This is a genomic window from Nocardia takedensis NBRC 100417 (assembly GCF_000308695.1).
Lineage (GTDB): Bacteria > Actinomycetota > Actinomycetes > Mycobacteriales > Mycobacteriaceae > Nocardia > Nocardia takedensis.
In genome coordinates this window covers 1-17,685 of sequence record NZ_BAGG01000091.1, presented here as the reverse complement: position 1 = coordinate 17,685, position 17,685 = coordinate 1, and the positions used below count along the sequence as shown (strand labels likewise).

20 protein-coding genes and 2 pseudogenes are annotated in these 17,685 nt (G+C 70.1%); 9 read left to right on the top strand and 13 right to left on the bottom strand.

Annotated features, from left to right (window positions below; all coding sequences use genetic code 11):
- A partial coding sequence (locus tag ON30_RS18500) for an SRPBCC family protein (RefSeq protein WP_040708735.1) occupies positions 1–336 on the top strand: 336 nt, incomplete at its 5' end.
- 13 nt (positions 337–349) lie between these two features.
- Here the strand turns inward: ON30_RS18500 and cbiQ are convergent.
- From cbiQ to ON30_RS40660, 3 genes and pseudogenes are all read right to left on the bottom strand, one after another.
- Positions 350–1,111, bottom strand: a complete 762-nt coding sequence (gene cbiQ / locus ON30_RS18495) for a cobalt ECF transporter T component CbiQ (RefSeq protein WP_040708728.1) — start codon at positions 1,109–1,111, stop codon at positions 350–352.
- Complete coding sequence (locus tag ON30_RS41150) at positions 1,112–1,459, bottom strand: PDGLE domain-containing protein (protein ID WP_308417850.1); 348 nt, start codon at positions 1,457–1,459, stop codon at positions 1,112–1,114.
- A 33-nt stretch (positions 1,460–1,492) separates the two neighbouring features.
- A pseudogene (locus tag ON30_RS40660) lies at positions 1,493–2,176 on the bottom strand (energy-coupling factor ABC transporter permease); the annotation flags it as partial.
- A 70-nt stretch (positions 2,177–2,246) separates the two neighbouring features.
- On the opposite strand from ON30_RS40660, the gene ON30_RS18485 reads away from it, so the two are divergent.
- Positions 2,247–2,600 (top strand): ArsR/SmtB family transcription factor, encoded by a 354-nt coding sequence (locus ON30_RS18485; protein ID WP_083911497.1) that lies wholly within the window; start codon positions 2,247–2,249, stop codon positions 2,598–2,600.
- 6 nt (positions 2,601–2,606) lie between these two features.
- On the opposite strand, the gene ON30_RS18480 is transcribed toward ON30_RS18485, so the two are convergent.
- On the bottom strand, positions 2,607–3,668 hold the full coding sequence (locus ON30_RS18480; protein ID WP_040708726.1) for a mechanosensitive ion channel family protein: 1,062 nt from the start codon (positions 3,666–3,668) through the stop codon (positions 2,607–2,609).
- Between the two features lie 225 nt (positions 3,669–3,893).
- Positions 3,894–4,751, bottom strand: a complete 858-nt coding sequence (locus tag ON30_RS18475) for an SDR family NAD(P)-dependent oxidoreductase (RefSeq protein WP_245554109.1) — start codon at positions 4,749–4,751, stop codon at positions 3,894–3,896.
- Positions 4,752–5,692: 941 nt separating this feature from the next.
- On the opposite strand from ON30_RS18475, the gene ON30_RS18470 reads away from it, so the two are divergent.
- Positions 5,693–6,052, top strand: coding sequence for a DUF4254 domain-containing protein (locus ON30_RS18470; protein WP_040708732.1), 360 nt, complete (start codon positions 5,693–5,695; stop codon positions 6,050–6,052).
- A gap of 228 nt (positions 6,053–6,280) precedes the next feature.
- Here ON30_RS18470 and ON30_RS18465 read toward each other — a convergent pair whose 3' ends face one another.
- The 5 genes and pseudogenes from ON30_RS18465 to ON30_RS18445 all read right to left on the bottom strand — a co-directional run bounded on the left by ON30_RS18465 (position 6,281) and on the right by ON30_RS18445 (position 9,622).
- On the bottom strand, positions 6,281–6,856 hold the full coding sequence (locus tag ON30_RS18465; RefSeq protein ID WP_083911495.1) for a GNAT family N-acetyltransferase: 576 nt from the start codon (positions 6,854–6,856) through the stop codon (positions 6,281–6,283).
- 48 nt (positions 6,857–6,904) lie between these two features.
- Positions 6,905–7,510, bottom strand: a complete 606-nt coding sequence (locus ON30_RS18460; RefSeq protein WP_040708723.1) for a DUF4126 domain-containing protein — start codon at positions 7,508–7,510, stop codon at positions 6,905–6,907.
- Positions 7,511–7,556: 46 nt separating this feature from the next.
- Positions 7,557–7,736 (bottom strand): annotated as a pseudogene (locus ON30_RS18455) (ABC transporter permease); the annotation flags it as partial.
- Between the two features lie 68 nt (positions 7,737–7,804).
- Positions 7,805–8,485, bottom strand: a complete 681-nt coding sequence (locus ON30_RS18450) for a phosphonatase-like hydrolase (protein WP_040708730.1) — start codon at positions 8,483–8,485, stop codon at positions 7,805–7,807.
- Between the two features lie 9 nt (positions 8,486–8,494).
- Positions 8,495–9,622 (bottom strand): TIGR03364 family FAD-dependent oxidoreductase, encoded by a 1,128-nt coding sequence (locus ON30_RS18445; protein WP_040708721.1) that lies wholly within the window; start codon positions 9,620–9,622, stop codon positions 8,495–8,497.
- A gap of 95 nt (positions 9,623–9,717) precedes the next feature.
- On the opposite strand from ON30_RS18445, the gene ON30_RS18440 reads away from it, so the two are divergent.
- The gene (locus ON30_RS18440) at positions 9,718–10,452 is read left to right on the top strand and encodes a GntR family transcriptional regulator (RefSeq protein ID WP_051029507.1); all 735 of its coding nucleotides are present in this window, start codon (positions 9,718–9,720) and stop codon (positions 10,450–10,452) included.
- 66 nt (positions 10,453–10,518) lie between these two features.
- Entirely contained in the window at positions 10,519–10,971 is a 453-nt protein-coding gene (locus ON30_RS18435; RefSeq protein WP_040708719.1) for a hypothetical protein, read from the top strand.
- A 13-nt stretch (positions 10,972–10,984) separates the two neighbouring features.
- Here the strand turns inward: ON30_RS18435 and ON30_RS18430 are convergent, their stop codons facing one another.
- Together ON30_RS18430 and ON30_RS18425 are read right to left on the bottom strand one after the other, a co-directional pair.
- Positions 10,985–11,929, bottom strand: coding sequence for a helix-turn-helix transcriptional regulator (locus ON30_RS18430; protein ID WP_040708718.1), 945 nt, complete (start codon positions 11,927–11,929; stop codon positions 10,985–10,987).
- Between the two features lie 145 nt (positions 11,930–12,074).
- Complete coding sequence (locus tag ON30_RS18425) at positions 12,075–13,085, bottom strand: LLM class flavin-dependent oxidoreductase (protein WP_040708717.1); 1,011 nt, start codon at positions 13,083–13,085, stop codon at positions 12,075–12,077.
- A gap of 127 nt (positions 13,086–13,212) precedes the next feature.
- Between ON30_RS18425 and map the strand changes: the two genes are divergently transcribed.
- The 3 genes from map to ON30_RS18410 all read left to right on the top strand — a co-directional run bounded on the left by map (position 13,213) and on the right by ON30_RS18410 (position 16,314).
- Positions 13,213–14,076 (top strand): type I methionyl aminopeptidase, encoded by an 864-nt coding sequence (gene map / locus ON30_RS18420; protein ID WP_040708716.1) that lies wholly within the window; start codon positions 13,213–13,215, stop codon positions 14,074–14,076.
- Between the two features lie 25 nt (positions 14,077–14,101).
- A complete protein-coding gene (locus tag ON30_RS18415) occupies positions 14,102–15,652 on the top strand; it encodes a cobyric acid synthase (RefSeq protein WP_040708715.1) in 1,551 nt (516 codons plus the stop codon).
- Between the two features lie 98 nt (positions 15,653–15,750).
- Positions 15,751–16,314: a hypothetical protein gene (locus ON30_RS18410; protein ID WP_040708714.1), complete on the top strand. Its 564-nt coding sequence runs from the start codon at positions 15,751–15,753 to the stop codon at positions 16,312–16,314.
- On the opposite strand, the gene ON30_RS18405 is transcribed toward ON30_RS18410, so the two are convergent.
- A complete protein-coding gene (locus ON30_RS18405; RefSeq protein ID WP_083911494.1) occupies positions 16,294–17,355 on the bottom strand; it encodes an alpha/beta hydrolase in 1,062 nt (353 codons plus the stop codon). The two genes, ON30_RS18410 and ON30_RS18405, sit on opposite strands and share 21 nt — an antisense overlap.
- Positions 17,356–17,599: 244 nt before the next feature.
- Between ON30_RS18405 and ON30_RS39250 the strand changes: the two genes are divergently transcribed.
- The coding region (locus ON30_RS39250) for a malate:quinone oxidoreductase (RefSeq protein WP_157183769.1) at positions 17,600–17,685 on the top strand (86 nt) is incomplete at its 3' end.

The window sequence follows — 17,685 nt, the reverse complement described above, 5'->3', positions numbered from 1 at the left end:
TCCAACGTGCGGGCGGGGATGCGGTGGCACACCTGGTGCGTGGTGACCGCCGCCGACCCCGGCGAACGATTCGCCTTCCAGGTGCGCCGGTGGGGTGTGCGCAAGCCGTCGCTGCGGGTGGCCGTCGCGTCCTGGGAGTACCGCTTCGAGTCGGCCGAGGGCGGCACCCGGGTCACCGAGACCTGGATCGACGACCGCCGTTCCTGGCCCGACGCGGTCGCGGCGGTGTTCGACAGGCTCGTCACCGGCAAGCGCGGATTCGCCGAATTCCAGAAGGGCAACATCCGCCGCACGCTGGCGCGACTACGGGCGGACCTGGAGGCCGCGACCCGCTGACCCGGCAGGCCGTTCACCGCGTGAGCCACGCGCCCGCGCACACGAACACCGCCGCCAACGCCGGCAGGCAGCCAAGCGCCCACTGGCGGGCCGTGGCCGAGTCGGCGCCGAAAGCCGGTACGACGCCGGTGAATCCGCGCGAGACCATGGCCAGGTGCACCCGTTCCCCGCGTTCGTAGGAGCGCAGGAACAGGCTGCCGAGGCCGCGCGCGGTCGCGCCGATCTGCCGCAGGGTGCGGGGGTCGTCGCCGCGCGCGATGCGGGCCAGGCGCATCCGCGCCGCCTCGTCGGCGATGACGTCGACGTAGCGCAGCATGAGCGCGACGATCACGACGATCATGCCGGGCAGACGCAGCCTGCTGAGTGCCCCCGGCAGTTCCCGGACACCGGTGGTGGTGGCCACGGTCACCGAGATCGCCACGCCGAGCGTGCCTTTCGCGACGATGCCCCAGGCCGCCCAGAGCCCCGCGGTGGACAGTGACAGCCCGGCCACCGTGACTCGCGGGTCACCGGCCGCAAAAGGCAGTCCTACCGCGAGCACCACGAACGGGACCTCGATGAGCAGGCGCGGGGCCACCCAGCGCGGCGGTAGTCGGGCCGTCCGCCAGACCGCGACGATCCCGAGCGCGAAAACGAGGTAGGGCCAGAACATCTCGCGCGGCGTCGCGACCACCGCGGACACCGCCGCGACCGCGCACACGATCTTCACCTCGGCGGGTGCGCGGTGCACCGGGGAATCGCCGGGCAGATGCAGACGACTGCCGAGGACCGACATCTAGGGTTTCTCGGCCGGTGCGCGTCGCCCGGTCCGGATGACGCGCACCAGGACGAACAGCACCGCGAACGCGGCGGCCGCGCCGAGGACGCCCGCCACGCCGGTCAACCGGTCGTCGCCGTCGACGGTGTAGTCGGCCAGCGGCCAGTGGGCCAGCGCGTGGTCCTCGGCGTTGCGGGCGACGCAGTCGCCGGTCAATTCCTCCGCGCCGTCGACCTCGAGCACGTCGCAGCCGCGCCGGGTGGTGGCGTCCAGACCGTCCGGTTGCGCACTGGCGGCGTAGGAGAGCAGACCCGCGACCACCACCGCGACGGCGGCGAAGCCGATCAGGAATCCGTTGAGCGACACCGCGAAACGTGCGCTGGGGCGTGCGTCGGGCGCGCTGTGGCGCAGCAGGTACACCAGATCGGGCCGGGCGTTGACCACCGCGGTGACGGTGATCGCGGTGATGACGCCCTCGCCGACGCCGATCAAGGCGTGGGTGAGGAGCATGTAGCCGGTGACAGCGCCGACGGTCGAGCCCGCCGCGCCGCCGATCGCGTATTCGGCGACGAATCCCAGTGCCGCGCACAGGGTCGCGAGCAAGGCGGCGAGGAAGGCGACGGCGGTGAGGCCGCCGCGCCGCGACAGCACCGGCAGCAGCGGGCGCGCGATCAGGTAGCCCGCCGCGACCCCGATCAGCGCCATGTTGGTGATATTCGTGCCCAGCGCGGTCAGACCGCCGTCGGCGAACAGCACCGCCTGCACGACCAGCACGATCGCCACGCACAGCGCGCCGACGTACGGGCCGACCAGGATCGCGGCGAGCGCGCCGCCGAGCAGGTGGCCGCTCACCCCCGGCAGGATCGGGAAGTTCACCATCTGGGCGGCGAAGAGGAAGGCCGCGACCAGACCGGCCATCGGCGCGGCGCGTTCGTCGAGTTCGGCGCGGGCCCGCCAGGCCGCGTAGCCGAGTCCGGCGACGGCGAGCACGGCGAAGATCGCGGAGGTGGGTGCGTCGACGATGCCGTCGCTCATGTGCATGGCGGTGGTGGAACTGCTCACCCGACGAGACTTTACTTCCATATCTGTACAGGTGCACAGATAACTATGCCGGGATTTGCCTCCGGCCCGCGGCGAACGGCAGAGTGGAACCGTGGCAGCAGGCCCCCCGAACCCTCCCGCCTCCGGTCCGCGCGCGGTGCCGGGCCTGGACGTGGACGGCATCGAGCACTGGGCCCACCGATTCGACCTGCTCTCCGATCCCAACCGGTTGCGACTGCTGGTGTGCCTGCACCACACCCCCGACCAGAGCGTCAACGATCTGGCCGCGCTGGTGGGGATGTCGGCGACCGCGGCCTCGCACGCGCTGCGCCTGCTCCGGTACCAGGGGTGGGTGAGCGCGTCGAAATCCGGTCGGGTCGTGCGCTACCGCCTCGCGGACGAGACGGTGCACCGCCTGCTGCACTGGATCGGGGCGACCCACGCCACCGAAGCGGGCTCGCGCTGAGCCGGCTCAGGTCACCGGGTCGGCGGGTGCGCCGGTCGATTCGGTGATGCTGGTCGGGATCTTCGGCAGCGCGTGCGGGTGGTTGCGGCCCAGCCACGACAGCAGTTCCTCGCGCACCGCGCAGCGCAGATTCCACACCGCGTCCGCGTCCGCCGCCGACATGCTCGCGCGCACCACGATATTGGTGGGCGTGGAGTCGGTGACCAGCAGATTCCAGTTGCGTCCGTCCCAGTCGGGATGGTTGCGCAGGTATTCGTAGAGGTGCACCCGCAGTCGCGGGATCGGGGTGCTGTGGTCCAGGTGCAGGAAGACGGTGCCGGTGATCTCGGGACCACCGCGCGACCAGTTCTCGTAGGGCTTGCTGTTGAAGTAGGAGACCGGCATGGTCAGCCTGCGGTCGTCCCAGATGCGCACGGTGAGGAACGCCAGCGTGATCTCCTCCACGGTGCCCCATTCGCCCTCGACCACCACGGTGTCGCCGATCTTGACCGAATCGCCGAAGGCGATCTGCAATCCGGCGATGAGGTTGCTCAACGTGGACTGGGCGGCGACACCGGCGATGATGCCGATCACGCCCGCCGAGGCGAGCATCGAGGTGCCCAGCGCGCGCATGCTCGGGAACAGCAGCAGGATCGCGACGGCGGCGGTGGTCACCACCAAGATCGAGGTGATGATCCGCCGCACCAGCGCCAACTGGGTGCGCAACTGACGGACCCTGGTGATGTCACGGGTGCGTTCGGCGTAGGAGCGCAGCGTGTTGTCGGCGGTGGCGTCGGCCACGCGGATGACCGCCCACGCCGCCGTCATCGTCGCGGCGGCGGCCAGGATGTTGCGGATCAGGTCGTCCTGGGGCAGGTCGAGATCGGCCAGCGGATAGGTGGCGTGCAGGGCCAGTGAGCCGAGCAGCAGTTGCAGCGGTAACTGCACCCGCCGCAACAGGTTCGGCAGTCGGGTGTCGGGTCTGTGATCGGACAGGTAACGCAGGCCGCGGTCGAACAGCAACCCGACGGTGACGGTGACGGCGATCGTGGCCGCGAAGACGATCAGCGGCCGCAGGAATTCCTCCAAGGGGATCCGACTCCTCGAGCGTTCGGCGCGGCGCGAGGGCCGCGCAGATCGGTCGGCGATCAGCGCGAGCGGGAACGCCGGTGTGGACCATGCGCAACTCCTTCCGCTCGGCGTGCCTCCCCTGCCGCGTACCCGATCGGCGCGGCGTTATCGGATCGTGCCGGTGGCGAATCTCACCCCACCGTGACGGGGACCGGCAGGCGCAGCCGCCGGTCCCCAGGTCTGTCAGACCGCCTTGCGTTGGCCCGCGTCGACCAGGATGTCCGCGCCGATGGTGCTTCCCGAGCGCGGCGAGCACAGCAGCACGATGGTGTCGGCCACCTCCTGGGGATCGATGAGGCGTCCGGTGGTGAGCTGCATCATCTCGGCGGCGCCCTTGTCGAGCACCGTCTCGCGGTCGCTGCCGGTGGCCGCCGCGATGACGTCGGCCGCGCCGCCCGCCTCGGTCCACCACGGGGTGCGCACCGGGCCGGGCGACACGGTGTTCACCCGAATTCCGCGCGGCCCGAACTCCTCCGCCAACGACTTGGTGAGCGTCCGCACCCCGGCCTTGGCCACCCCGTAGTCGACGTTGATCCCGGACGGCAGGTGCGCGAGGGTGGAGGACACGTTGACCACCGCGCCGCCGCCGCGCGCGAGCAGCAGAGGAATCGCGGCCCGCACGGCGCGCACCGTCGCCATGAGATTGAATTCGAGCATCGCGTGCCAGTCGGCGTCGTCGAGATCGGTGAAGGAGAAACGCGGGAGCACCGCGCCCGCGGGCGGGCCGCCCGCGTTGTTGACGAGAATGTCCAGGCCGCCGAATTCCTTTTCGGCGGCGCGTATCACCCGCGCCGGACCGTCGGCGGTGCTGAGGTCCACCGGAATGTGGCGGAGTCGGTCGCCCGCGAGTGCGTCGAGTTCGGGACTCGGTCGTCTCGACGCGGCCACCACCAGCGCGCCTTCTTGGTGCAGGGTTCGGGCGGTGGCCAGGCCGATTCCCTTGGACGCACCCGTGACGACCGCGATCTTGTTCTGCAACTGGAGTTCCATGCCGACGAGCCTGCTGCGGCCCGAGTCGTGCCGCCGGCGACTTCCGGTCACCGCGTTGTGCGTGGTGCGTGGGAGTTTCCGCGCTCGGGCGATCCGGACGATTCGACAATTTCCGACGCGATTCGGCCTCCCCCGAAGCTTCCCGAAAAGAATGTGCACCGATGCGCATTCCCGTGACCATTCACGCATGACGACACTAATTCAGGGCATCCCCGAAGCGGTGTCGTTCACGTGAATGACCCCGGTCTGCGTTGCGGGTCCGAACAGGACGGTTCGGACAATAGCGGGCGTACCGGACCATCGGCAAGTCGTGGGCCCGTGAAAGGTGTTGTCGTGGGGTCTTTTACGAACCGACTGACGGGTACGGGATTTGGTTCGCCGCCGCCCTCGATCGCGAACGATGAGATTGCCAGGCGTTTGCTTCACGGACTCGAAATACGCACTCAACGGGGAGATTTGAGAGAACTGGTTGGTTTGTTTCAGGAATGGCCACGAAAAGGACTGTCGGTCACTAGTGGATGGCCGTGGAAACCGCAAGAGTCGCAGGGCACTTGTCGAGGGGACTTCCCTGGCGGATTCGATGCACGCGGGTGCGTCGAATGGTCGTCGGCCGTCGTGATCGGTACTCTGCTCGGAGAGCATTTGCCGTGCTCAACCGGCGAAAAGTGGTACCGGACAGCGCGTCTCGCGTTACGCGTGTCGCGCACATCCGGGAGTGTCGGGTTGGAACACGGAAAGATCACAATGCTCGCATCAGGTAGGACGCAATCTTGCGTTCTTGCATCTGTACGCGCATGATCCAGCTAACCTGGTCGTGAACCACCGATCCGATGACCGGGATTACCGAATCGAGAGCCAATCATGTTGGTACATAGAGCATTGTTGTCGGCCGAATTCCGGGTGCTTCGATGAGCGCGCCGACCGTGGGGGTACTGCCCACCGCTCCGCAAATACTGTGTGCATTCCAGGGCCGCCGTTTCCAGGACCGCGAACTGTTGCGCTCGGCGCACGCACTCGCGGAACTGCACGCCCGCCGCAACAAGGTCGGCGACGAATTCCTGGTCGCCGAAATAGATTGTCGACGCGGCGAGCTGGTCGACGACATCAACGAATGGATCGCGCAGGAGATTCCGCAGGATCGGTTCGGCGCCACGGTGCACACCGAGAGCCTCGGCGCGGTGGTGGACCGGATGGCCCGCAGTTGGGTCGAGGCCAACCAGGCCATCGACGTCGACGGGCCGCGCAGCGACAACACCCATAAACACTGGTATCACCTGGCCGAACTCGTGGACGGTTACACTGATCTGGTAACCGACGTGGCCGGCGGCCGCCGTCGACTTCCCGGTCAGTAGACACTCCCGGCTTCGAAGCAGGCACGGAATCCGGCCACCTCGGCGTCGCCCGACGGTGACCGCTTCGCGATGGTCAGGTCACGGGCGTGATCCATTCGACCAGTGGGTCCGCCCCCGAATGGTGCAGCCGGGCGCAGTGGGACGGCGGGCGCAACGGCGCGCCTCGCCCGGCGTGCCGCGTGGTCGACTGGCGCGGCACGCCCGCAAGGAGTCCGCGCGCGAGGTTTCTCAGACCCGGTCGCGCACCCAGATCATCATCTGCCCGCTCTGGGCGGGAGTTGCCGGTTCGGCGGCCTCGACGTGGTCCAGGCGGTACCCCGCCCGTCGAGCCACCGCCGCGCTGCGCAGATTGGCCACATCGCAGCGGATCCGCACCCGATCGACACCGGGCAGTGCCAGCGCGCTGTCGGTCAGGGCGACAACCGCACGCGTGATCACCCCGCGTCCGCCGTGCGCGACATGCCCCCAGTAGCCGATCTCCACGGTGCCGGTGCTCCCGCGCTCGTGCAGGCCCATGCCGCCGAGAACGGCGTCGGTCGCGTCGAAGAGCCCGTAGAGGAAGTCCTCGCCGTTGTGCGGCCATCCCGTCGACCATTCCGCCAGCAACGCGCGTTGGACCTCGAGCGTTGCGGGTGTAGTCGCCCACGGCAGCCAAGCGTGCAGGTGCTCGAAGGACTCCGCCAGGGCCCGCACCTGGGCCTGGGCGTCGCCGATTCGCCAACGGCGCAGAACGAATTCGTCGATGTCGAATCGCTGCGGCGGCACGAGGCCGTCGGCCAGGGTTCGCGGTCGGGCGATGTCCATCATCCGATGGTCGTCGCGCGGCCGCGCGGGCCGCAAGTGGATTTCGGCTCAGACGGCGGCGGCGCGGCGTTGTTCGCGTCGCTCGCGGCGTTCGCGGCGGCGTCGGCGGAAGCGGCGAATTCGGCCGGCCAGCAACCAGACCAGCAGCAGGCCCGCGGCCAGCAGGACGCAGGCGATGATCGCGGCCGGGACGGGGTGGAAGATCGCCAGGGTGAGGACGCCCGCGGCGGTCACGTCCTCGGCGGTGCTGGCGACGATATTGCTGGCGGGTTCGGGCGAGGTGTTGATCGCCATCCGCAATCCGGCCTTGACCAGGTGGCTCAGCAGGGCCGCCGTGCCGCCGACCGCCGCGGCCGCCAGTTCCGGCAGCGACCCGTCGGAACCGGCGATCAGGGCCGCCACCACCGCGCCCGAGGCGGGCCGAACGACCGTGTGGAACGAATCCCAGAAGGTGTCGAGGTAGGGGATCTTGTCGGCGACCGCCTCGAGGAGGAACAGCACGGCCGCCGCGATCAGCACATCGGTGCGTTGCAGGCCGGCGGGGACCTCGTCGGACAGACCGGTCACTCCGGCCAGCCCGAACAGCAACACCACAGCGTAGGCGTTGATCCCGCTGGCCCAGCCCGCGGTGAAGATCAGGGGGAGCAAGGACACCGCACCGATCCTAACGAGTGCGCGGAATCCGTGGCGCGAGCGCAGATCAGCGCAGCGCCGCGCGCCCGCGCAGACGGCCGAGCAGCACCAGCGACACCAGGGTCACCAGCACCAGCAGGGTCGTCCCCGCGGCGGCGTCGAAGATCTCCCCGCGGTCGGTCTGGGCGAAGATCGTCACCGGCAGGGTGCGCCACGAGGCCGGGTAGACCATGATCGTGGCCCCGAGCAGGCGGGACAGGCGCGTGGTGGAAGGGCGCACGGTGGAGCAACTTTCGCTGGGGGGAGATTCGGGGATCAGGCCAGGACGATCGCGGGGAAGTCCGTGACCGAGGCGACGATGTGGGTGGCGCCCGCCGCGCGCAGGCGCTGTTCGTCGTGCGCGCCGGTGAGCGTGCCCGCGACGATCCGCGCGCCCGCGGCGAGACCGGTGGCGATGTCGCTGGTGGTGTCGCCGAGGACGGCGACCCGGTCGACGGCGTCGGCGCGCAACCGCAGCACCGCGGCGAGCACCAGATCGGGGAAGGGGCGGCCGCGTCCCGCTTCGGCGGGCGCCACGGTCAGGTCGGCGAGGTCGCGCCAGCCCAGCGCGTTCAGCAGTTTGTCCTGGGTGCCGCGGCTGAACCCGGTGGTCAGCGCGACCTTGACGCCGGCCTCGCGCAGCGCGGTGATCGCTTCGGCCGCACCGGGAACCGGCGCGATGTCGACCTCGTCGACGAGATCGTCGTAGGCGCGCTCGAAGGCGGCGTTGGCGGTGCGGGCGCGCTCCTCGTCACCGGTGAGGGCGCGGAAGACCTCGATCTTGGACTGGCCCATGGTGTCGATCACGTAGCGGATGGCCTGTTCGCGTCGCGGCCCGTCGGGGTCGATGCCGCCCGCGGTGGCCGCGACCTCGAACGCGCGCAGGACCAGGCCGCCGTCGGCGACGGTGGTGCCCGCCATGTCCAGGACGGCGAGTTGGATGTTCTTGTCGGACAACGTCACTCCTCAGAGATTCAGCAGGGTCGCGGTTTGTTCGCCGAGCGCGGGGCCCAGGGTCATGCCGCGCCCGCCCGGGCCGGTGACGACCCAGACGTGCTCGTCGGCGCGCACGCGGGTGACCAGCGCGCCGGGGTCGACGCTCTGGCTGTAGACGCCGGCCCAGCGCCGCACCACCTTCGGCAGGCGGCGGCCGAGCAGTGTCTCGGTCACCTCGGTGAGGTGGTCATAGGGGGCCTCGTCCACGTCGAAGGGGAACGGCTCGGTGTATTCGTGGGTGTCGCCGATGGTCAGTCCGCCGTGCACCCGCTGCACGCACAGCAGTTGCATATGGTGTTCGGCGGCGACCGCGGCCTGGGATTGTTCGGCCGCCAGTTCGTTCACCGCGGGGCCTGCGAAACCGGGGTAGTAGCGGAAGCTGTCGCCGTCGGCGATCGCGGTGGTCAGCGGTTCGCCCAGCGGGGCGGTCTGCATCATCTGCAAGCGCACCCGGCGCACCGGCAACTCGGCCGCGAGTTCGCGGGTGAGTCCGCCGTGCGCGGCGCCGGGGCAGTGCAGGACCAGATCCGCTTCGAAGACGCGGCCCCGGTCGTCGGTGACCGTCGCGCCGGACCCGGTGTCCGCCACCGAGCGCGCCTCCGTGCCCGCGTGGAAGGTGTAGCGGTCGGTGGCCGTCAGGTGGGCGCGCAGCGCGGGCAGCGCCTGCCGGGATTCCACGGCCGCGTCGGTCGCGCAGTGCAGGCCGGCCAGGAAGTCGCCGCGCAGCGCGGGATTGATCGCGCGCACCCGGTCGGGGTCGAGCACCTCGAAACCGCGTTCGGCGGCGGTGTCGCCGGCCGCGGCGGCCTCGGCGACGGCCAGTTCGGCGGCGGTGCGGACCAGGGTGATCGACCCGCAGGCACGGAAGCCGACGGTGGGGATCCGGCCGCCGATCTCCTCCCACAGTTCCCGCGAGCGCAGGGTCAGCGCGAGTTCGGCGTCGGTGCGTCCCGAGACCCAGACCAGGCCGAAGTTGCGGACGGTCGCCCCGCGCGCCTCGGGTTCGCGTTCCAGGTGGACGACCTCGTGTCCGCGGGTGAGGGCCGCGAGCGCGTGGGCGGTGCCGAGAATGCCGCCGCCGATGATGACCAATCGCATGCGCCCATGGTGGCAAATGGTCTAGACCGATGGGTGTTTCATGTGCGAACGTTGGGTTAACAATTGGTATAGACCATTTGGGGTAAGCTGTCCGCATGGATGTGACAGGGGTGGCGGGGATTTCGCCCGGGGCGGGCCGCATGCCCAAGTCCTACGTGGTGCGCACCGAACTCGAACGCATCATCGCCGAACTCGAAGAAGGCGACCCGGTCCCCTCGGAACGGGATCTGGCCGTCCGCTTCGAGGTCGCCCGCGAGACCGTGCGCCAAGCGCTGCGTGACCTGTTGGTGGAAGGCAGGATTCGCCGCCAAGGCCGCGGCACGGTGGTGTCGCGGCCGAAAATGGTGCAACCGCTGTCGCTGCGCTCCTACACCGAGGGCGCGCTGAGCTACGGCCGCGTCCCGGGCCGCCTGCTGATCCGCTGGGACGACGTCCCCGCCGACGCCGACACCGCCCGCGACCTCGACCTGCACCCCGACACCCCTGTCATGCACCTCGAGCGCGTCCTGCTCGCCGACGGCGAGCGCATCGGCCTGGAGAGCACCTTCCTGCCCCGCGACCGTTTCGCCGACCTGCGCGAGACCTACGACCCGACCACCTCCCTCTACGCCGCCGTCCGCGCGCGCGGCGTGACCTACGCGAGCGCCACCGAACGCATCGAGACCGTCCTGGCCTCCCCCCGCGAAGCCGCCCTGCTCGAATGCACCACGGCCCTGCCCCTGCTGCTGCTGCACCGCCGCAGCCTCGACCAGCACGGACAGCCCATCGAACGGGTCCGCTCGCTCTACCGCGGCGACCGCATCGCCTTCGAGGCCCGCCTGACCCGGTGACGTGCCGGTTTGCCCGGCGCGCCCTCGGGTAGCCGCGCGATAACCATGGCGAGGTGGAGGAGTGAGATGGTCGACGGCGAATGGCCCACCGCGAAGTCGTCGGAAGGGGTCCGGCCGCCGGGCGTCTCCGACGCGACGGTCGAGGCGCTGGGCAAGTTGTCCGAGGCGTTGGAGGCGGTCGAGCGCGCCCGCGGCCACCTGTACTCGTTGCATCAACTGATCGGCGGGGCGGATCTGATGCTGTCCGAGGCCGCCGACCTGTTCGACGAGGCCGGGCACGACGGGTGGGCGAGCCGGATACGGGAGGAATTGATCGGACTCAACCTGATCGAGGGGCGGTGGAGTTTCCAGATGGTGGAGGAGTTCGACGACGGGTACTGGTCGAGTTTCCGTGCCGCCGAGCGTGCGGCGCGCGAGGAGTTGGCGGGCGGGGTCCGCCATGTCTTCGAGGCGGAGTTGAAGGAGCGGCGCAGGACGAAGGGCCGGGCCGGGCACGAGGCCGGGCCACCCGGGAGTTGACGCGCGCTCCGGCTCAGGAGTGCAGGGTTTCGGACGGGGAGCGGCCGTAGTTCCGCCGGTAGGACTTGGCGAAACGGCTCGGATTGGTGAAACCCCAGCGGTAGGCGATCGTGGTGACGGTCTGTCCGTCGCCGGGGGTCGCGGCGCGCAGATCGTCGTGCGCGCAGGTCAATCGCAGGTGCGCCAGGTGCTGCAACGGGGTGGTGTCCAGGTGTCGGCGGAAGGCCAGTTGCAGCGCGCGGGGGGTGACGAAGGCCGCGGCCGCGATATCGGCGACGGTGATCGGCTCGTGCAGGTGGGATTCGAGGTAGACGATCGCGCGGCGCACGGTGTCGGGGTGGGCGTCGTGCCGGTCGACCGGGTCGGGGTCGGTCCGCGCGCTGGTCGGCATGGTGGCCAGGACGGTCGCGGCCAGGTAGTCGGCACTGGTGGCGGCCAGCAGTGGGTGGTCGACCAGGTCGGTGTCGGCGGCCACCTGCTGGAGGTGGGCGATCACCGAACCCAGGTGTCGTCCGGAGGCCGCGTCGACCGGCCGATGTCCGATCAGCCGGACCGGCGGTTCCCCCGCGGCGGTGGTGACGCGGTCGAGCAGGCTCGGATCGAACATGGTGATGTCGTAGCGCGAGGAGCGGACCACGCCCGAATACGGCAGGTCGGGCGGGGTGAGCAGACCGGTCTCGCCCGGACGGAACTGATCGGGGCCGGTGTCGCGGTAGTTCTCCTCGATCGTGCCGGTGTGCACGGTGACCAGGCAGACCTTGCCCAGGGGATCGGCGTCGTAGGCCATGTCGAAACCCAGGTCGAGCCGATCCAGGCTGACCGGCCCGAGCAGATCGCGGCGGATGCGTGTGCGCACACCGGTCGGGCTGTCGTTGCCGATGCTCATCTTGGTATAGGCGCTGTTGAGGAAATCCTCGGTGGCGGCGAGGTCCGCGCTGTCGAAAGTCAGATCCGGCACGGTCGATCCTCTCGTCGGCGAGATCGCCCGACCGTGCTGTCGCGCCGCGCAATAACGGTCTCGTTCGATCCCGGGAGCCTGTGCACGCGCTCGAAGGACTCCACCCACGATACGCCGCTAGCGGAATTCGGCACCCCGGGTCCGTTCAGCGCAGTTGCGGGGCGACCTTGTCCCCGAGCAGTTCGATGGCGTGGTGCACCTTCTCCGGCGGCAGGGTGCCGACGCTGGTGTGCAGCATGAACCGGTCCAGGCCGAGGGTGTCGCGGACGGTGGCGATCTTGTCCGCGACGACCTCCGGGGTGCCGAGGAACAGCGAACCCTGTGGTCCGCGCATGGCGTCGAACTGGGCGCGGCTCATCCGGCCCCAGCCGCGTTCGCGTCCGATGACGTTCATCGCCCGGGTGTAGGGCTCCCAGAATTCGCTGATCGCGGCGTCCTCGGTGTCGGCGAGGTAGCCGTGGGCGTGCACCGCGACCGGTTGCCGTTCGTGCCCGCCTTCGGCGAGTGCGCGGTGGTAGAGCTCGACCAGCGGGGCGAAACGGGCGGGTTCGCCGCCGATGATGGCGATCGCCAGGGGGAGGCCGAGAAGTCCGGCGCGGACGACGGATTCGGGGCTGCCGCCGACGGCGATCCAGACCGGCAGCGGTCGGTCGTCAGTGCGGGGGTAGACGACGGTGTCGGTCAACGGTGCGCGGAACCGGCCGTTCCAGGTGACGGGCCGCTCCTCGCGCAGTTTCAGCAGCAGGGCCAGTTTCTCCTCGAACAACTCGTCGTAGTCGGCGAGGTCGAGGCCGAACAGCGGGAACGACTCGGTGAACGAGCCGCGGCCCGCCATGAGTTCGGCGCGGCCCTGGGACAACCCGTCGAGGGTGGCGAAGTCCTGGTAGACGCGGACCGGGTCGTCGGAGCTGAGCACGGTGACGGCGCTGGTCAATCGGATGCGTTCGGTGCGGGCGGCGATGGCGGCGAGCACCACGGCGGGCGCGGAGGCCGCGAAATCCGCGCGGTGGTGCTCCCCGACGCCGTAGACGTCGAGCCCGGCGGCTTCGGTGGCGACGGCCTCGTCCACGACCTGGCGCAGCCGTTGGGCCGCCGTCGGCGCGGGACGTCCGTCGGTGGGGTAGAGCTCGGCGAAGGTGGTGAGTCCCAGTTCCACGGCCGGGGTCCTCTCAGTAGTTTCTGTGTCAACCACTCACTCGAACCGCCCCCGCCCCGCCACTATTCCAGCCGGCTCCGAGCGGGACCCCCGGGTGGTGGACGGTCGGTGCGGATATTGTTGGTACATGTCTGTTCGGACCCGCAAACCGCTCGTACCCGGCACGCTCTCGCCCACCCGCGAGGTGCCGCGCGCGATCGAGCGCCCCGAGTACGCGTGGAAGAAGACCGTGAACGAAGGGCGCGAGCCCTGGGTGCAGACGGCGGAGACGATCGAGAAGATGCGGGTCGCCGGGCGGATCGCGGCGCGGGCGCTCGAGGAGGCGGGCAAGGCCGTCGCGCCGGGTGTCACCACCGACGAACTCGACCGCATCGCCCACGAGTACATGTGCGACCACGGCGCGTACCCGTCCACGCTGGGCTACAAGGGCTTCCCGAAATCCTGCTGCACCTCGCTGAACGAGGTGATCTGCCACGGCATTCCGGATTCGACGGTGATCGAGGACGGTGACATCGTCAACATCGACGTCACCGCCTACATCGACGGCGTGCACGGCGACACCAACAAGACCTACCTGGCGGGCGAGGTCGACGAGGAGGTGCGGTTGCTGGTCGAACGCACCGAGGAGGCCACGCTGCGCGCCATCAAGGCGGTGCGCCCGGGCCGCGCGCTCAACGTCATCGGACGGGTCATCGAGTCCTATGCCAACCGGTTCGGCTACGGCGTGGTCCGCGATTTCACCGGACACGGCGTCGGTCCCACCTTCCACAGCGGTCTGGTCATCCTGCACTACGACCAGCCCGCGGTGGATTCGGTCATCGAACCCGGTATGACCTTCACCATCGAGCCGATGATCAACCTCGGCGGGATCGACTACGAGATCTGGGACGACGGCTGGACCGTGGTCACCAAGGACCGCAAGTGGACCGCCCAGTTCGAGCACACCCTCGTGGTCACCGACGCCGGCGCCGAGATCCTGACGCTGCCGTGAGGTCCGGCGCTGCCGTGACGTCGCGGTGAGGGGCGCGCTGCTCGTCGCGGGCACCACCTCCGACGCGGGCAAGAGCGTGTTGGTCGCCGGCCTGTGTCGGTTGCTGGCCCGGCAGGGGGTCGAGGTCGCGCCGTTCAAGGCGCAGAACATGTCCAACAACTCCGTGGTCACCCTCGACGGCGGGGAGATCGGCCGCGCCCAGGCGTTGCAGGCGGCGGCATGCGGACTCGAGCCCAGCGTCCGGTTCAACCCGGTCCTGCTCAAACCGGGCAGTGACCGCCGCTCGCAGTTGGTGGTCAGCGGCAAGGCCGTCGGCACGGTCGGCGCGCGCGACTACTTCCGGCGCCGTCGGGAACTGCGCGCGCTGGTGGCCGCCGAACTCGCCGCGCTGCGGGCCGAATTCGACGTGGTGATCTGCGAAGGCGCGGGGTCGCCCGCCGAGATCAACCTGCGCGCCACCGATCTGGCGAACATGGGACTGGCCCGGGAGGCGGAGTTGCCGGTCCTGGTGGTCGGCGACATCGACCGCGGCGGGGTGCTGGCGCACCTGTTCGGCACCGTCGCCGTCCTCGACCCGGCGGATCAACGGCTGATCGCCGGTTTCGTGGTGAACAAGTTCCGCGGCGACGTCGACCTGCTGCGGCCGGGCCTGGACACGCTGACCGAACTGACCGGCCGCCCCACCCTCGGCGTGATCCCGTTCGCCGAGGATCTGTGGATCGACGCGGAGGATTCGCTGGGCACGGTCGGCGACGCCGCCGTGGGCAGGCCCGCCGCGCCGGTCGGCGACGAATGGCTGACGGTGGCCGCGATCCGCCTGCCGCGCGTGTCCAACTCCACCGACGTCGAGGCGCTGGCCTGTGAGCCGGGTGTCGCGGTGCGCTGGGTCAGCGAGGCGTCCCGGTTGGCGGAGGCCGACCTGGTGGTGCTGCCGGGCAGCAAGGCCACCGTGTCGGATCTGGAATGGGTGCGCCGCACCGGGATCGGGGACGCGTTGCGCGAGCGGGCGGCGGCGGGCCGACCCGTCCTCGGCGTCTGCGGCGGCTACCAGATGCTCGGCGCGCGCATCCGCGACGACGTCGAGTCCGGGGCGGGCGTGGTCGACGGACTCGGCCTGCTCGATCTCGAGATCGCCTTCGAACCGGACAAGGTGTTGCGACGGGTGGACGGCCGCGGCGGCGCGATCCCGATCTCGGGTTATGAGATCCATCACGGACGGGTCGCCCGCACCGGCGATCCGGCGTGGCTGGAGGTGCTGGGCGCACCCGAGGGCAGCGTGCGGGGCGCGATCTGGGGCACCCACCTGCACGGCCTGCTCGAGTCCGACGCGTTCCGCCGGGAGTGGCTGGGCGAGGTCGCGCGGCGGGCGGGGCGGTCCGGATTCCGGGTCGCCCCAAACGTGTCGGTGGCCGAGGTCCGCGCCGCCCAACTCGATCTGCTCGCCGATCTGGTCGCCGAACACGTGGACATGACGCGGGTGCGGCGGTTGATCGAGACGGGCGCGCCCGCGGACCTGCCGGTGATCGGCGCGCGACTGCTGCCGACCGTCCCCGGGACGAGCCCCGTCACCGGGTGAGCGCCGCCACCCGGTGACGGTCGCCACGACCGGCCGCCGTCGAGGATCCGACCACAGACTCCGACCGGATCCCGGTGCGGCGGTGTACGTTCTCCGGCATGGATTCTCGGCGGATCACGGTCGGCGACCGGACCTGGACGGTGCGGGTCGACGGCCCGGAAACCCGGCACAGTGTGCTGCTGCTACCCGACGCGGGCGACCCGGCCGACGTCTACGACCAGGTGTGCGCCCGACTGCACAACTCGGATCTGCGCACCCTGGCTGTCGAGTCCGTCGAGGGACTCGACGCCGAGACGGTGCCCGCGCTGCTCGACCAACTCGGCGCGCCCTACGTCAACGTGGCGGCGCGCGGCACGGGCGCGGACCTGGCCTGGCGGTTCTGCTCGGGTTCGTTCGGCCGTTTCATCAGCCTGATCGTGGCCGATCGCGGTCATCCGGCCGCCCCGGGCGCGGACGGCGTGGTCGCCGACGCCGCGTGCAGGCCGATGGAACTTCCGGTCACCGTGCTGGCCACCAAGCACCTGCCGCGCGCGGTCGCCGAAGGGTCGGGCCGATTCGTCTACGGCGAGTTCCGGGTCGTGGACGTCGACGTCGACAACGTGGCCACCGAGGCCGACCACGAACTCGCCACCGAGATCGTGCTACGCACCAGCCTCTGGTGACTCGGCCCGGCGGTATTCCGCCAGCCAGTCCAGCCAGTTGTCGAGTTCGGTGAAGGCGCGGGCGCGCGGTTCGGCCGAGGACAGGAACACGTCGTGCCGCGCGCCGTCGATCGGGACGACGTTGGTGCGGTCGCCCAGGCAGCCCGCCCAGCGCTGGATCTGGCGCACGTCCAGCACCACGTCGGCGACGTCGGCGCGCGGCCCGTACTCGCGCCCGAAGTGGGTCAGCCGCGAGCGCAGGATCAGCGAGGGCACGCCCACGTCGAGCCCCCGGTGCAGGCGGGCGTGGCCGTTGCGGATCGCGCGCAGCCAGCCGAAGCGCACCGGGAACCCGGCCAGCGGCTTCCAGTCCAGGTCGTAGTCCCATTCGCCGGAGGCCGAGGTGTGCAAGCTGTCGCCGTAGGTGCTGATCCCCGAACCGGGCAGCGCGACCATCGAGCGGAACCGGCCCAGGGCGTTGATCAGCGGGGTGCCGATGCTGCGGTAGTAGGCGGGGCCTTGCAGGTCGAACCACGGGCTGTTGAGCACCAGTCCGGTGATGCCCGCGGCCACCGTGCCGGTGTCGCGCTGGAGGCGGTCCAGCCACAGCGAGACCACCAGTCCGCCCGTGGAGTGGGCGACCACCTGGACCGGCAGGCCGGTCTCGTGCCGGATCACCCGTAGCGCCCGGTTGAGCTCCTCGTCGTAGAACGCGAGATCGGTCACGTAGTGCGGGGTCTGCCCGGGGCGCAGGGACCGGCCGCATTTGCGCAGGTCCAACGCGTAGAAGCGGCTGCCGCGGGCGGCGAAGTGCTCGGCTATGTGCCGCTGGAAGAAATAGTCGGTGAACCCGTGTACGTAGAGCACGGCCGTCTCGGCGGCCGGGCTCGCGGACTCGTCCTCAGGCAGGTGCCGCACCAACGTCGCAACGACGTCGCCCTCGCCGTCCGGGTCGGGGCCGATCGCCAGAACGCGCTGCTGGTAGCCCGCGCCCAGGACGTCGTCCTGCCATCGAGTCCGCTCGGTGATATCGGCCACGCTCGATCCGCTCTCAGGGGTCACCTGAACCAATCTAGGCGACGGATGCGGCGGGGCGAAGTGCTGAACCGGAAGGAATCTATGTCACATTCACCGGGTTCGCTGCGGGTCCACGCGCTTGTGAGGTGCACAATTGGGCATAGGTGAACGGCGGGTAACCTCTTGTCCGCCAACAATCGCATAGCGCCCGTGCCCAGCCTGGTCCACCTTCGGGACGGACCGGCGCAGAAGTGACAAGGAAGTCGATCTACCCGTGCCGAACGCTGCCATGACTGAAAAGACCGATGTGGTCCTCATCGGTGCCGGAATCATGAGTGCCACCCTGGGCGCGCTGCTTCGGCAGTTGCAGCCGGA